This window comes from Pseudomonas sp. NPDC089408 (genome assembly GCF_044749445.1).
Lineage (GTDB): Bacteria > Pseudomonadota > Gammaproteobacteria > Pseudomonadales > Pseudomonadaceae > Aquipseudomonas.
Genome location: NZ_JBIVHY010000005.1, coordinates 153,510 through 167,094 on the forward strand (window position 1 = coordinate 153,510; position 13,585 = coordinate 167,094).

Here is a 13,585-nt window from a genome sequence, read left to right on the forward strand (position 1 = left end):
AATATCGCCACTGACTCAGAATGTCTACATTTTTATGTTTCAGCGATAGTTTATCGAATTGTCCATTGTTTTTCGTCAGCGGGTGGTTTCGGTATGATCGGCAAAACGTTTTGAGGAACAGGATCTTGGACGCGCTCGCCCCCCGACAAAACTCAGCATTCAGCGGGTATGAGAGGCTCAAGAAGGACATCATCCGCGGCGTGTTCAAGCCCGGCGAAAAGCTGCTGATGAGTGCCCTGAAGGAACGCTACGACCTGGGCGTTGGCCCGCTGCGCGAGGCCCTGTCGCAACTGGTGGCCGAGCACTTGGTGAACGCCATCAGCCAGAAAGGCTACCGGGTGGCACCCATGTCGCTGGACGAGATGAACGACATCTACGACGCCCGCGCCCACCTAGAGGCGATGATCATCGCCCTGGCCATCGAGCGCGGCGACGACGCCTGGGAGGCGTCGGTGCTGGCCCACTCGCACACGCTGGCCAAGGTGGTGGAAGTCAAAACCCGCGAGCAGCGCCTGGATGTGTGGGATGAGCGGCACAAGGCCTTTCATACCGCCATTGCTTCGGGCTGCGGCTCCAAGCATCTGCTGCAGGCGCGCACCTACCTGTTTGACCAGGCCGAACGCTATCGCCACCTGTGGCTGACGCAGACGGTGTTTTCGGAACAGGCGCTTGAATTGAAGCGCCAGGAACATGCGGCACTGGTCGAGGTGATTCTGGCCCGCGACGCCAAGCGCGCCAGCGCGATGATGCGCTCGCACCTGATGACGCCAGTGCCGATCATTGCCCAGATCATGCATGCCGAGGGGATTGGGGCCCGCTGATACACCGTGGCGCCTGCTTCGCGGGTAAACCCGCTCCCACAGGGATCTCGCTGCCCTGAGGATGTCGCTGTTCCTGTGGGAGCGGGTTTACCCGCGAAGAGGCCAGATCAGCCAAAACACCCTAGATGAATTTTTCTTAAATCGCCGGTTGTCTATTCTTTGGCACAATCAAATCTCTATTAGATGCCCAGGAACCAGCATGCCTCGCGTACTGACCATCGAAGACGACGCCGTCACCGGCCAGGAAATCGTCGCCGAACTTACCAGCCACGGCCTTGAGGTGGATTGGGCCGACAATGGCCGCGAAGGCCTGGCAAAGGCCATTGCCGGCGGTTACGACCTGATTACCCTGGACCGCATGCTGCCCGAGGTCGATGGCCTGACCATCGTCACTACCCTGCGCAGCCTCAAAATCGCCACGCCGATCCTGATGATCAGCGCCCTCTCCGACGTCGACGAACGGGTGCGCGGCCTGCGGGCCGGCGGTGACGACTACCTGACCAAGCCGTTCGCCTCCGACGAAATGGCCGCGCGTGTCGAAGTGCTGCTGCGCCGCAACAGCGTGCCCATGACCCAGACCCGCCTGCAGGTCGCCGACCTGCAACTGGACCTGATCAGCCACGAAGCACGCCGCGGTGACAACACCCTCAACCTGCTGCCCACCGAATACAAACTGCTGGAGTACCTGATGCGCCACAGCGGCCAAGTGATCACCCGGATGATGATCTTCGAGGAAGTCTGGGGCTACCACTTTGACCCGGGCACCAACCTGATCGACGTGCACATCGGACGCCTGCGCAAGAAAATCGACTCCCCCGGCCAGTCGCCGCTGATCCGTACGGTACGGGGTTCGGGCTATGCCATTGCTGAACCCGTCTAAAGGCTGGAGTTCATCGACCAGCCGCCTGCTGGCGCTGTACAGCTTTCTGTTCGTGGCCTGGAGCAGCATCCTCATGGGGGTGCTGTACTTCGAGGTGTCCAGCTACCTGAACAAGCTCACCCGCCACTCCATGCTGCAGCGCCAGCACCTGTTCGCACACATGAGCGGCAAGCAGCTGGACGACGCCCTGATCGCCAGCCAGGCTTTCGAAGAACGCAGCTTCGACGCCTATGGTTTGTTCGACGCCCAGCTCAACCCGCTTGGCGGCAGCGTGCGCGCCCTGCCCCCGGAACTGCGGCTGGACGGCAAGATCCATGAATTGAAGCACTGCCTGGATGCCGACGACCCGCACATGCCCCGTGACAGCTGCGATGCCGTGGCGATCAAGGTGCAGGACGGCCGCTGGCTGGTGCTGTTCCGCGATAACGGCTCGCTGTTCGTGGTAACCCGGATCATTCTCGATGCCCTGCTCTGGGGTATTTCCTTGACGTTGATCCCGGGTTTTGCCGGCTGGTACCTGTTGCGCCGTCGGCCACTCAAGCGTATCCGCGCCATCCAGGCCCAGGCCGAGCTGATCGTAGCTGGCGACCTCACCCACCGCCTGCCGCTGTCGGCCCGGCGCGACGAACTGGACATGCTGGCCGCCATCGTCAACGCCATGCTCGACCGCATCGAGCGGCTGATGCACGAGGTCAAGGGCGTATGCGACAACATTGCCCATGACCTGCGCACCCCGCTGACCCGCCTGCGTGCACAGCTGTACCGCATTCGCCAGCAAAGTGATGTGGATTCTGCGCAGGCCGAGGCGCTGGACCAGGCCATTGGTGAAACCGACACACTGATGGCGCGTTTTCGTGGCTTGTTGCGCATCAGCGAACTGGAAGACCGTCAGCGACGGGCCGGTTTCGTCCAGCTCGACCCGCATGGGCTGCTGGTGGAACTGCACGATTTCTACCTGCCGTTGGCCGAAGACGTCGGCATCCATCTGGAATTGCACCAACCCGCTCAGTTACCGGCGCTGCACGGCGACCGCGAGCTGCTGTTCGAAGCACTGGCCAACCTGGTGGGCAACGCCATCAAGTTCACGCCCGAGGGCGGGCAGGTGCAGGTAACCGCCACGCAGGACGAAAACGGCGTGCATGTAGCGATCGAGGACAGTGGGCCGGGTATCCCGGAAGAAGAACGAACCGCAGTGATGAAGCGCTTTTATCGCAGCGATGAAGGCCACCGCCATGCCGGGTTCGGGCTGGGGCTGTCGATCGTTGCGGCGATCGTCGACTTGCATGGGTTTGGGCTGGAGATTGGCGAGAGCCCGTTGGGTGGGGCGAAGCTGGTTTTGCACTGCCCATTGGCCGGGCTGGCCAAGTAGAAAATGGGGCCGCGTTGCGGCCCTATTACATTTGTAGGAGCGGGTTTACCCGCGAACACCGGCAAAGCCGGTGCCAGCCACCGTGGTGCCTGGTTCGCGGGTAAACCCGCTCCTACATCCAGCCCTCATCAAGCCGATCAGTCAGCCAGACGCCAGGTGGTTGTGCCCTTGCTGTCTTCCAGCACCACGCCCATGGCGGTCAGTTGGTCGCGAATGCGGTCCGACTCGGCCCAATTCTTGTCCGCACGCGCCTGCAGGCGCGCCTGGATCAAGCCCTCGACCTCTGCCGCATCAACCTTGCCTTCGGCACCGGCACGCAGGAAGTCATCGGCTTCCAGCTGCAGCACACCCAGCACGTCACCCAGCTCACGCAGGCGCCCGGCCAGGCCGGCAGCCGCCTCCACGTCACTGTCGCGCAGGCGGTTGATCTCGCGCACCAGGTCGAACAGTACGGCGCAGGCTTCGGGGGTACCGAAGTCGTCGTTCATCGCAACGCTGAAACGCTCGACAAACGCCTCGCCGCCCTTGGCCGCCACCCGTGGCAAGCCGCGCAGGGCGTGGTAGAAGCGCTCCAGTGCACCCTTGGCGTCGCGCAGGCTGTCTTCCGAGTAATTGATCGCACTGCGGTAGTGGCTGGCCACCAGCAGGTAGCGCACCACTTCCGGGTGGTACTTTTCGAGCACGTCGCGGATGGTGAAGAAGTTGTTCAACGACTTGGACATCTTCTCGCCATTGATACGGATCATGCCGCAGTGCATCCAGGCGTTGGCGTACTGCTTGCCGGTGGCCGCCTCGCTCTGGGCAATCTCGTTCTCGTGGTGCGGGAACTCCAGGTCGCTGCCGCCACCGTGGATGTCGAAGCTGTCACCCAGGCAGCAGGTCGACATCACCGAGCACTCGATGTGCCAGCCCGGACGGCCCGGACCCCATGGCGACTCCCAGCTTGGCTCGCCCGGCTTGACGCCTTTCCACAGCACGAAGTCCAGCGGGTCCTGCTTGGCTTCGTCGACCTCGATACGGGCACCGATGCGCAAGTCTTCGATCTTCTTGCGCGACAGCTTGCCGTAGCCGACGAACTTGCCGACACGGTAGTAAACGTCACCGTTGCCCGGGGCGTAGGCGTAACCCTTGTCGATCAGGGTCTGGATCATCGCGTGCATGCCCGCGATATGGTCGGTGGCACGCGGCTCCTGGTCCGGCGGCAGAATGTTCAGGCGGCGCTCGTCTTCGTGCATCGCGTCGATCATGCGGGCCGTGAGTGCGTCGAAGGTTTCGCCGTTCTCGTTGGCCCGGTTGATGATCTTGTCATCGATGTCGGTGATGTTGCGCACATAGGTCAGCTCGTAGCCGCTTTTACGCAGCCAGCGGGTGACCAGGTCGAACGCCACCATGCTGCGGCCGTGGCCAAGGTGGCAGTAGTCGTACACGGTCATGCCGCACACGTACATGCGCACCTTGTTGCCATCCAGCGGCTTGAAGGCTTCCTTGGTTTTGCTCAGCGTGTTGTAAATGTTAAGCACGGCGGTTCCTTAGCTGCCCCAGGAGTCACGCAGGGTGACAGTTCGGTTGAACACCGGGCGACCCGGCTGGCTGTCTTTCAGGTCGGCGCAGAAGTAGCCTTCGCGCTCGAACTGGAAGCGGTCTTCAGGCTGCGCCTGGGCCAGCGACGGTTCGGCGCGGCAACCGGTCAGCACTTGCAGCGAATCGGGGTTGATGTTGTCGAGGAAGCTGCCGCCGTCTTCGGTTTTTTCCGGGTTGGCGGAGCGGAACAGGCGGTCGTACAGGCGCACTTCACACTCGACGCTGCCTTCGGCCGGTACCCAGTGGATCACGCCCTTGACCTTGCGGCCTTCCGGGTTCTTGCCGAGGGTGTCCGGGTCGTACGAGCAACGCAGTTCGACGATGTTGCCGTCGGCGTCCTTGATGGCCTCGTCGGCGCGGATCACGTAGCTGCCACGCAGGCGTACTTCACCGGCCGGCTCCAGGCGCTTGTAACCCTTTGGCGGCTCTTCCATGAAGTCGTCACGGTCGATATACAGCTCGCGTGAGAACGGCAGCACGCGCACGCCCATGTCTTCCTTCGGGTGGCGCGGCAGTTCAAGCTGCTCGACCTGGCCTTCCGGGTAGTTGGTAATGACCACTTTCAGCGGCCGCAGCACGCACATGGCACGCGGTGCGGTACGGTCGAGATCGTCACGGATGCTGAACTCGAGCATCGACATGTCGACCACGCCGTCGGAGCGGTTGGTGCCGATCATTTCGCAGAAGTTGCGGATCGAAGCCGGGGTGTAGCCGCGACGACGGAAGCCGGACAGGGTCGACATGCGCGGGTCATCCCAGGCATCGACATGCTTCTCGTCCACCAGCTGCTTGAGCTTGCGCTTGGAGGTGATGGTGTAGTTAAGGTTCAGGCGGCTGAACTCGTACTGGCGCGGGTGAGCCGGCACCGGCAGGTTGTCGAGGAACCAGTCGTACAGCGGACGATGCCCTTCGAACTCCAGGGTGCAGATCGAGTGGGTAATACCCTCGATGGCATCCGACTGGCCGTGGGTAAAGTCATAGTTGGGGTAGATGCACCACTTGTCACCGGTCTGGTGGTGGTGGGCATGACGAATGCGATACAGGATAGGGTCGCGCAGGTTCATGTTCGGCGAGGCCATGTCGATCTTGGCCCGCAGCACGCGCTCACCGTCCTGGAACTCGCCGGCCTTCATGCGAGCGAACAGCTCGAGGTTTTCTTCCACGCTGCGCTCGCGGAACGGGCTGTTCTTGCCCGGCTCCTTGAGGTTGCCACGGTACTCCTTGGCCTGCTCAGGGGTAAGGTCACAGACATAGGCCTTGCCGCGCTTGATCAGCTCGACTGCCCAGTCGTGCAACTGGTCGAAATAGTCGGAGGCGTAGCGCACGTCGCCGGCCCAGTCGAAGCCCAGCCACTTGACATCGCTCTGGATGGCATCGATGTACTCCTGGTCTTCCTTGGCCGGGTTGGTGTCGTCGAAACGCAGGTGACAGACACCACCGAATTCCTTGGCCAGGCCGAAGTTGACGCAGATCGACTTGGCGTGGCCAATGTGCAGGTAACCATTGGGCTCCGGCGGGAAACGGGTGACGATGCTGCTGTGCTTGCCCGAGTCCAGGTCGGCCTGGATGATCGGCCGCAGGAAGTTCGCAGGGACAGCGGGGGCGCCTTTGGCAGCGGCGTTGGGCGCGTTGTCGGCAGTGGGCTTGCTCATAGGATCCTTGAATGCATGTGTCCAGCCTGGGTAGGCCGATTGAATCAAAGGGCCTATCATAGCCGAAGCAGTCAAGCTGCTGACAGTCGGGCCCGGACAAACTGGCGTGATTTATCACGGCTTTTTGCCGCAGCCTGGCAAAATGGCCGGTGCGCGCCATGTGTCGCGATCGCCTGATCCTGCGTCAGGGAATAACACGCGCCCAGCGCACCCTAATTTCCGTATGCCTTGAAAGAGCGAATTTCAGCATGTCCAAAGTCAAACTGAGCACCAACCACGGCGACATCGTCATTCAACTGAACGCTGAAAAAGCCCCTATTACCGTGGCCAACTTCATCGAATACGTCAACGCAGGCCATTACACCAACACCGTGTTCCACCGTGTGATCAAGGGCTTCATGATTCAGGGCGGCGGTTTCGAGCCAGGCATGAACGAAAAGCGTGACAAGCGTGCCAGCATCCAGAACGAAGCTGACAACGGCCTGAAGAACACCAAGTACAGCATCGCCATGGCCCGCACCATGGAGCCGCACTCTGCCTCGGCACAGTTCTTCATCAACGCCTCCGACAACGACTTCCTCAACCACAGCGGCAAGAACGTGCAGGGCTGGGGTTACGCGGTATTCGGCGAAGTGATCGAAGGCCGTGAAGTGGTCGATGCCATCGAAAAGGTTGCCACCGGTTCCAAGGCTGGCCACCAGGACGTACCGAAAGACGACGTGATCATCGAGAAAGCCGAGATCATTGAGTGATTCTGCTGATCTCTGATCTGCACCTGCAAGAAGAACGCCCGGATATTTCCCGGGCGTTTCTTGATCTGCTCGATGGCCGGGCACGCCACGCCAAGGCGCTGTACATTCTTGGCGACTTTTTCGAGGCGTGGATTGGCGACGACGCCATGACGCCCTTCCAGCAGTCGATCTGCCAGGCCCTGCGCCGGCTGAGCGACAGCGGCACGGCCATCTACCTGATGCATGGCAACCGTGACTTCCTGATAGGCCAGGCGTTTTGCGACGCTGCCGGTTGCACGCTGTTGAACGACCCCTGTGTGATCGAGCTGGGCGGTGAACAGGTGCTGCTGATGCATGGCGACACCCTGTGCACCCGCGACGTCGGATACATGAAGATGCGCCGCCTGCTGCGCAACCCGCTGAGCTTGTGGATTTTGCGCCACCTGCCGCTGTCGGCCCGCTACAAGCTGGCACGCAAGCTGCGCAGCGAAAGCCGCACGCAAACGCGGATGAAGTCCACCGAAATTGTCGACGTGACGCCGGAGGAAGTACCGAAGGTGATGGCGGCGCATGGCGTGCGCACTCTGGTGCATGGCCATACCCATCGGCCGGCGATTCACAAGCTGGTGGTTGACGGGCAACCGGCACGGCGCATTGTGCTGGGTGACTGGGACCGCCGGGGTTGGGCTTTGCAGGTTGACGAGCAAGGGTTTCAATTGGCACCGTTCGAGTTTTCCTGAAGGTTTTGCACTTGCAGGACCGGCCTCTTCGCGGGTAAACCCGCTCCTACACGAACACCACAAGGCCCGTCTCTGTGGCGTACCTGTGGGAGCGGGTTTACCCGCGAATAGGCCAGAATTACCTACTGCTGTGCCACTACCCTCTTGTCCCCTTCACTGATCACCACCTCCCGGTACTCCGGGTCAGCCTTGATCTGTGCCTCGGTAAACGGAATCACCGCCAGCTGCTTGGCCGCAAAGGCCTTGGTCTGGTCACTGGCATGCGCCGATGCCGCTTCGCTCGACTGCGAGAACGCCAGCAACCCACGCGCTTGCGGCCCTTTGTCGGTAAAACTGACCAGTTGCAGGTAGCTGGTACCACTGACCACCAGCCGCTTGCCCTGCCCGTGCGGCACGCTGTAGATCGCGTTGTACACGCCCAATGCCTGCGGGCCGCCCGGGACCGGTGTGCCATCAAGCGCCTGCTGCACTTGCCCCCACTTCACCTCCCCCGCTACACCGCTGCCAGCAACCTGCTTGAGCGAGGCGAGCGCCGCCGCGTGTACAAGCTTGCTTACCGACGCTTGCTCGACCGCCAGGCCGCGCGGGGTGTGTTGCGGGTCGGCCGGGTCGAACGCTACCCGCCAGCTTTGCGGGTGCTCGGCCAGGGCATTGAACAGGTTCAGGAAATGCACCAGGCCAATCCCGCTGTCGAGGTCGGCCTTGCCATTCCAGGCGGCCAGGCTGACGCACACGTCCTGCACATCGGCCTCAGCGCCCTGGCACCACTGCAGCAGGTCCGGCAGCACCAGGCTGGCCAGGTACACCTCGTCATCCGTAACCATACGCTGCAGGTCATCGACACCCAACCGCGCCGCCCCCTGCAGGCGCTGCAGGGCAAAACGGCCGCGCATCCCCAACGGCTGGTCATTGCGGCTGACCAGGGGCGAGTAACCGGTCAGCGGCTGTGCCGGGTTGGCCATCCAGGCCGGGTCGTTGGAGTTCTGCACGAAGTCTTCGCGCTCAAGGCTTGGCAGCAACCGTGCCGGGAAGATACCGGCTTGCGCCGCCTGCGCATCGACCTTCCACTGGCAGGCGCTGCGCGAGCCATCCAGCACCACCAGGCGCCCTCGCGCCTCTGGGTTACTGCAGCTGTCGAGCAGTTGCTGGTCGACATAAGGCACTACCGACTGGTTCAGGTACAAGGCCTTGCCAGCCTGGTCGACCGCCAGCGTGTTGACCCAGGGAATACCCTGCAACTGCTCCACCGAGCCCTTCAATGCCGCCAGGCTGTCGGCCCGGTTGATCTGGTACCACTGCTGCAACACCCGGGTGTTGTCCAGGTTGGCGTCACGCAGGCTGTAGGCGGCACGCGTGTCCCAGTCCAGGCGGCCCGGCCATTGCACCACCGGGCCGAACGGCGAACTGTAGACCTGGCGCTGCACCTGGCTCAGGCTGCCATCCTCGGCCTTGACCGTGACGCTGACGGTTTGACGGGCCAGCGGCAGCGACTTGCCATCGAGCAGGTAACGCGTCGGGTCCTTGGGGTCGAGTTGCAGGCGGTAGAGGGTGAAGTGGTTCGAGGTGTCGACGGTGTGGGTCCAGGCCAAGTGCTGGTTGAATCCGATATTGACCATTGGCAGGCCCGGTAACGCCGCGCCCATCACATTGAGCTGGCCGGGTATCGTCAATTGCATCTGGTAAAAGCGCATGCCGCCCATCCATGGGAAGTGCGGGTTGGCCAGCAACAGGCCGCGGCCATTGGCCGAGCGTTGCGCGCCTACGGCCACGGCATTGCTGCCACGCTCCGAAGCGAAGCGCTCCTGCCGGGCCAGCGCGGTGGCAAAGCCAGCCGTCGAGCGCTGGCCAGTCAGCGCTGGCGGTCGCGCGCCTGCCAGCGCCTCGACGAACTGCCCGACACCGCCTTCAGCCAGCAAGCGGCGCGTCAGCTTGACCAGGTCCTGGCTGCTGATGGGCCGCACCCACTCACCGTTGCCGCACTCCGCGGGCAACCCTTGGCTGCGACGCTCGGCCAACGCCCGGTTGTAGCCGCTGGCGTAACCGGCCAGCAGCGCCTGCACCGGTGCCGGCTGCGCCTGCAGGAACGCATCGACCGCCGCGGGGCTGTTGAGCCAGGTGAAGAACAGGTCGCTGGCCAGGTTGTCGCGCTGCTCCAGGGTCTTGCCCTTGGCACCGAAGTGGCGTGAGCGCTCACCGCTCACGGTCAGCACTTCATTGGCCAGCAAGCACAGGTTGTCTTGCGCGTAGGCGTAGCCGATGCCATAGCCCAGGCCGCGCTCATCCTTGGCGACGATATGCGGCACCCCGTAACTGGTGCGGCGAATCTGTGCGCTGGCATCGCCATCGGCGGGCTGCGCCTGTACGCCGGCGCTGAAGGCCGCCAAGGCAGCGGCCAGACCGGCGCAAGACATAGGACGGGAAAATGGAAACACGGGCACTCCTCGGCTTCGGGGGTTATCCCGATCAGACGAACGGCCAGATGAAAATTTTACGGTTTACACGGCGATGGAACGTCTTGAAGTGAAACAGGCATAATTTTTACGAGTGGGTTGCAGTTTTTGCGTTCTCATTCGTCCTAGTAAGTGAGGCACCCACATTTCGGGTTCGTCCACGAAAAGGAGCATTCACATGTACAACCCGCAACCCTCAACCCAGGCTGGGCGTGCCCCAGGCAAAGCGCCCAAGGGACAGGACGTTTTTGCTGACGAACGCATCGGCAACGAGCAAATCCGCGAACTGCTGCGCACCTTCGGCCTGCGCACCAGCCTGATCCGCCTCAAGGTGATCGACGCCCTGCACGCCGCCGACCGCAAGGGTCGCAGCATTGGCGTGCGCGGCGTGCATGCACAGCTGGAACAGCTGGACATTCCGCTGTCCTTCCTTAGCGTGCGCGAAGTACTCAAACGCCTGTGCACCGAAGGCGTTATCCAGCTGGGTAGCGACAAGTGTTACAGCCTCGACCCGCAGGCGCGCGCGATACTGGACCAGGCCCCTTCGCGCTGAGCGCATGGCCGGCCATGCCTGGCCGGCCCGCACAGGTCAGGGCTTGACCTTGCGCCGCAGAATGCCGTTGATCACCACGACCACCACTGCGATGGCAATGGCCAGCATCTGGAAAGTCTGTTCGCTGATCGTGCCCTGCTTCTGCAGGTGGGACAGGCCCAGCATCAGGCCCAGTACGACCAGGATGATCAGAAGTGAATATTTGAGGCGCTGCACGTGTGTCATCGAGGGTTCCTTGCAACATCAGGGGCAAATGGCTCGCAACGAGCCGCGGCAATGATACAACGGCCACTGGCCCCGGCGCTGCATTTCCTGCTGGGTGCGGCGACATCAGCCTGAAAGCATGGGGCTTCCAAGCACCCATGCCGGAGGCACCATGTACAAACCCCTGCTATTCGCATCGCTGATCCTGTCCCCCTTCACCGCCCATGCACTGGATACCCAACAGACACCTGCCGAGCACTTACTCGAACTGGGCGGCGAGCTGGCGGCCCATGCCGGCAGCAGCCAGTGGCAACAATTGTGGCAGCGCGTACGCCAGGCCGGCTACCTGCAAGCCAGTGGAGCCCCAGTGAGCTTCACCGTGTCTGCGGCCCGGTTGCCTGACCTGGCCAAACAAACCCTGGCCCAGGCTGACCAGGTAGACGCATTGCGCCAGACCCAGGCCCTGTATCGGCGCAGCTTCGCCGGCCAGGTCATCGGCCAGCGTAACGGGCAACCCCTGCATACCCTGTGCCTGCTGGTCGATTGGCGCACATTGCCGCAAGGCATGCGCACCACGCCCCAAGCCTACCTGCACAGCGCCAGCCTGCTGAGCAGTTATCCGTGCGATTAAGGGTTTCAGGACCCTGACCGCAAAAATGGGCGTGAACAGATGAGAAATCACCCGGTGCAGCCAGTTGTCGACGCCGTTTCCTACACCCCCGGATATCGTTGCCTGCAAAACCTGTTCACCGAAGCTACAGCTCCCAACCCATATGCCGCCTAGCGACAGGCCTTGGCTGTCGCCCAGAATTTGATCACACCTTCGACATAACGCCGCGGGTGATCGGGTCGCACATCCCACCCATCCCGAAGGAGCGCCATATGCAACTGCCAGATTTGAGCCAGATCGATATCAGCCAACTGCCCCACTCGCTGCAGGCACTGATCGACTGCATCGGCATCGACAACGCCTACCAGTTGACCTGCGCTTTCGGCGGCAGGCCCAAGTACATCCCCAAGCACCGCGAGCGTACCAAGCTCGCCGACGTGCTACCGGCCGAAGCACTCGATGCATTGATCAAGCGCTATGCCGGCGTCGCCCTTGAGATCCCCAAGGCTGACCACTTCATGCGCCAGCTGCGCAACCAGCAGATCCAGAAAGAAAGCGCCAACGGCTTGTCCCGCAGCCTGTTGGCCAACAAGTACGGCCTGAGCCTGCGCCAGATCGGCAACATCCGGCGCCAGGAGCCTTGCGCTCGCTGACACCCGGGCACCTTGGCCGCCATTGGCGGCCCCTTATCCACTAGAGAGAACATACCTATATGTCAATAGACAACAGCCTTATTGGCTCCGTCATCAATGCCCTGCCAATGGACCGCATGATCGCCGGCCCGTTGCAGGCCATGGTCCAGGCACAGGTTACCGCCAGTAAATCGTATGCCGACTTCCTCATGCAGGTGTGCGTGCAGGATGGCAAGGCAGTCGCCATCCAGTTCGACTACGACGAGACCATCGTCGATGAACAGGGCGAGTACAAGGGTGTGGTCAGCAAGACCATGAAAGTGCCGCTGCTGGCGGCTATCACCCACCCGAACATCTCCATCGATGAAGGCAATGTCGAATTCGAGCTGATCATCAACCAGATGTCGGAAGATGTATCCAGCAAGGACATGAGCGCAGAAGCCACCGGGTCGCTGGGTTGGGGCCCCTTCAAACTGAACGTGAAAGGCAGCGTCAGCCACAAGTCCACGCAAACCCGCAAGAGCGATACCCGCGCACGTTACGCCTTCAATACGACCTTGCGTCGCCAGGAACCACCTGAAGCGATCATGCGCGTGATTGAGTTCCTGACCGACGCGGCGACAAAGCCAACCGTCGTCAGCTCCGCTACACTCGAGAGCCCGGACGAGATTTCGCAGAAAGACACTTTGAAAGGCCCGGCAGCCGACGCGCCGCCAACCGGGCCTTGAGCTGATTCGCCCTTCTCGAAACAGCCCTTCAAGCCAGCAGCTTGAGGGGCCCCGCCGGACTGAGGAATCAAATCAATGGACAAGTCCCCCGCGCCCATGACTTCCATCGACCTGCGTGAAATCACCCGCGGCCTGCAAGAGGCCGCGAGTGCCACCAACAGCCTGATCGCGCAGCAGTACATCAACCTGTTCGATCAGTTCTTCGAGTGTGACGCCGAAGCCTTGGGCGCGCCCATGAAAGCCAAGATGGTCGAGGTGGCCATGGACGGCCAGCACATCATGCGTGTACCCCTGTTCGCCCTGGTGTCGCCCAAGGGCCTGGCCCTGGAGCGCATGCAGGTCGACCTGTCGGTGCGGGTCAAAGGCACCGAAGCGCAGCAGGCGCTGCTGACGGCCAGCGAGAACAAGGCCGCCAGCTTCAAGGTTACTATCGGAGGCCAGGGCCGCCAGGGTGACAGCCGTGACCCTGACGAAGTCCAGATCCGTATGCAGTTCCAGGCCAGTGAACCACCCGAAGCACTGAACCGGCTGATCGAGGAGTACACCAGCCTGATCGTCCCCGTACGTGCCCCCGCCACGCCACCCTCGCCCGATACCAATGAGTTCATCGAGGCGGCTACCGTCCGTTGACCGC

14 protein-coding genes are annotated in these 13,585 nt (G+C 62.2%); 10 read left to right on the forward strand and 4 right to left on the reverse strand.

The features are described from left to right. Positions 1–125 precede the first annotated feature (125 nt). From csiR to ACIP02_RS10650, 3 genes are all read left to right on the forward strand, one after another. On the forward strand, positions 126–821 hold the full coding sequence (csiR, locus tag ACIP02_RS10640; protein WP_400616022.1) for a DNA-binding transcriptional regulator CsiR: 696 nt from the start codon (positions 126–128) through the stop codon (positions 819–821). A gap of 199 nt (positions 822–1,020) precedes the next feature. Then, positions 1,021–1,701 carry a response regulator transcription factor gene (locus ACIP02_RS10645; protein ID WP_012272507.1) on the forward strand — a complete coding sequence of 227 codons (681 nt, stop codon included), beginning with the start codon at positions 1,021–1,023 and terminating at the stop codon, positions 1,699–1,701. After that, positions 1,679–3,070 (forward strand): sensor histidine kinase, encoded by a 1,392-nt coding sequence (locus ACIP02_RS10650; protein WP_400616026.1) that lies wholly within the window; start codon positions 1,679–1,681, stop codon positions 3,068–3,070. Before ACIP02_RS10645 ends, ACIP02_RS10650 begins: the two co-directional genes overlap by 23 nt. Positions 3,071–3,207: 137 nt before the next feature. Here ACIP02_RS10650 and cysS read toward each other — a convergent pair whose 3' ends face one another. Both cysS and ACIP02_RS10660 read right to left on the reverse strand, forming a co-directional pair. Beyond that, positions 3,208–4,590, reverse strand: a complete 1,383-nt coding sequence (gene cysS / locus ACIP02_RS10655; protein WP_400616028.1) for a cysteine--tRNA ligase — start codon at positions 4,588–4,590, stop codon at positions 3,208–3,210. A 9-nt stretch (positions 4,591–4,599) separates the two neighbouring features. Further along, a complete protein-coding gene (locus tag ACIP02_RS10660) occupies positions 4,600–6,303 on the reverse strand; it encodes a glutamine--tRNA ligase/YqeY domain fusion protein (protein WP_400616030.1) in 1,704 nt (567 codons plus the stop codon). Positions 6,304–6,551: 248 nt separating this feature from the next. On the opposite strand from ACIP02_RS10660, the gene ACIP02_RS10665 reads away from it, so the two are divergent. Both ACIP02_RS10665 and ACIP02_RS10670 read left to right on the forward strand, forming a co-directional pair. After that, positions 6,552–7,055, forward strand: coding sequence for a peptidylprolyl isomerase (locus ACIP02_RS10665; RefSeq protein WP_400616032.1), 504 nt, complete (start codon positions 6,552–6,554; stop codon positions 7,053–7,055). Beyond that, entirely contained in the window at positions 7,052–7,774 is a 723-nt protein-coding gene (locus ACIP02_RS10670; RefSeq protein ID WP_400616034.1) for a UDP-2,3-diacylglucosamine diphosphatase, read from the forward strand. The genes ACIP02_RS10665 and ACIP02_RS10670 overlap by 4 nt, the downstream gene beginning before the upstream one ends. 122 nt (positions 7,775–7,896) lie before the next feature. On the opposite strand, the gene ACIP02_RS10675 is transcribed toward ACIP02_RS10670, so the two are convergent. Further along, positions 7,897–10,185, reverse strand: a complete 2,289-nt coding sequence (locus ACIP02_RS10675) for an acylase (protein ID WP_400616435.1) — start codon at positions 10,183–10,185, stop codon at positions 7,897–7,899. A 217-nt stretch (positions 10,186–10,402) separates the two neighbouring features. Here ACIP02_RS10675 and ACIP02_RS10680 point away from each other — a divergent pair, with 217 nt between their 5' ends. Further along, a complete protein-coding gene (locus ACIP02_RS10680; protein ID WP_400616036.1) occupies positions 10,403–10,777 on the forward strand; it encodes a fe2+ zn2+ uptake regulation protein in 375 nt (124 codons plus the stop codon). A gap of 36 nt (positions 10,778–10,813) precedes the next feature. Here the strand turns inward: ACIP02_RS10680 and ACIP02_RS10685 are convergent, their stop codons facing one another. Continuing rightward, a complete protein-coding gene (locus ACIP02_RS10685; protein ID WP_003248064.1) occupies positions 10,814–11,002 on the reverse strand; it encodes a hypothetical protein in 189 nt (62 codons plus the stop codon). Between the two features lie 151 nt (positions 11,003–11,153). Here ACIP02_RS10685 and ACIP02_RS10690 point away from each other — a divergent pair, with 151 nt between their 5' ends. The 4 genes from ACIP02_RS10690 to ACIP02_RS10705 all read left to right on the forward strand — a co-directional run bounded on the left by ACIP02_RS10690 (position 11,154) and on the right by ACIP02_RS10705 (position 13,581). Next, positions 11,154–11,612, forward strand: coding sequence for a hypothetical protein (locus tag ACIP02_RS10690; protein ID WP_400616040.1), 459 nt, complete (start codon positions 11,154–11,156; stop codon positions 11,610–11,612). Between the two features lie 251 nt (positions 11,613–11,863). Next, complete coding sequence (locus tag ACIP02_RS10695; protein ID WP_400616043.1) at positions 11,864–12,244, forward strand: Mor transcription activator family protein; 381 nt, start codon at positions 11,864–11,866, stop codon at positions 12,242–12,244. Between the two features lie 59 nt (positions 12,245–12,303). Then, complete coding sequence (locus ACIP02_RS10700; protein ID WP_400616045.1) at positions 12,304–12,951, forward strand: DUF2589 domain-containing protein; 648 nt, start codon at positions 12,304–12,306, stop codon at positions 12,949–12,951. Positions 12,952–13,026: 75 nt separating this feature from the next. Next, positions 13,027–13,581: a DUF2589 domain-containing protein gene (locus tag ACIP02_RS10705; protein ID WP_400616048.1), complete on the forward strand. Its 555-nt coding sequence runs from the start codon at positions 13,027–13,029 to the stop codon at positions 13,579–13,581. The last annotated feature ends 4 nt before the right edge of the window (positions 13,582–13,585 follow it).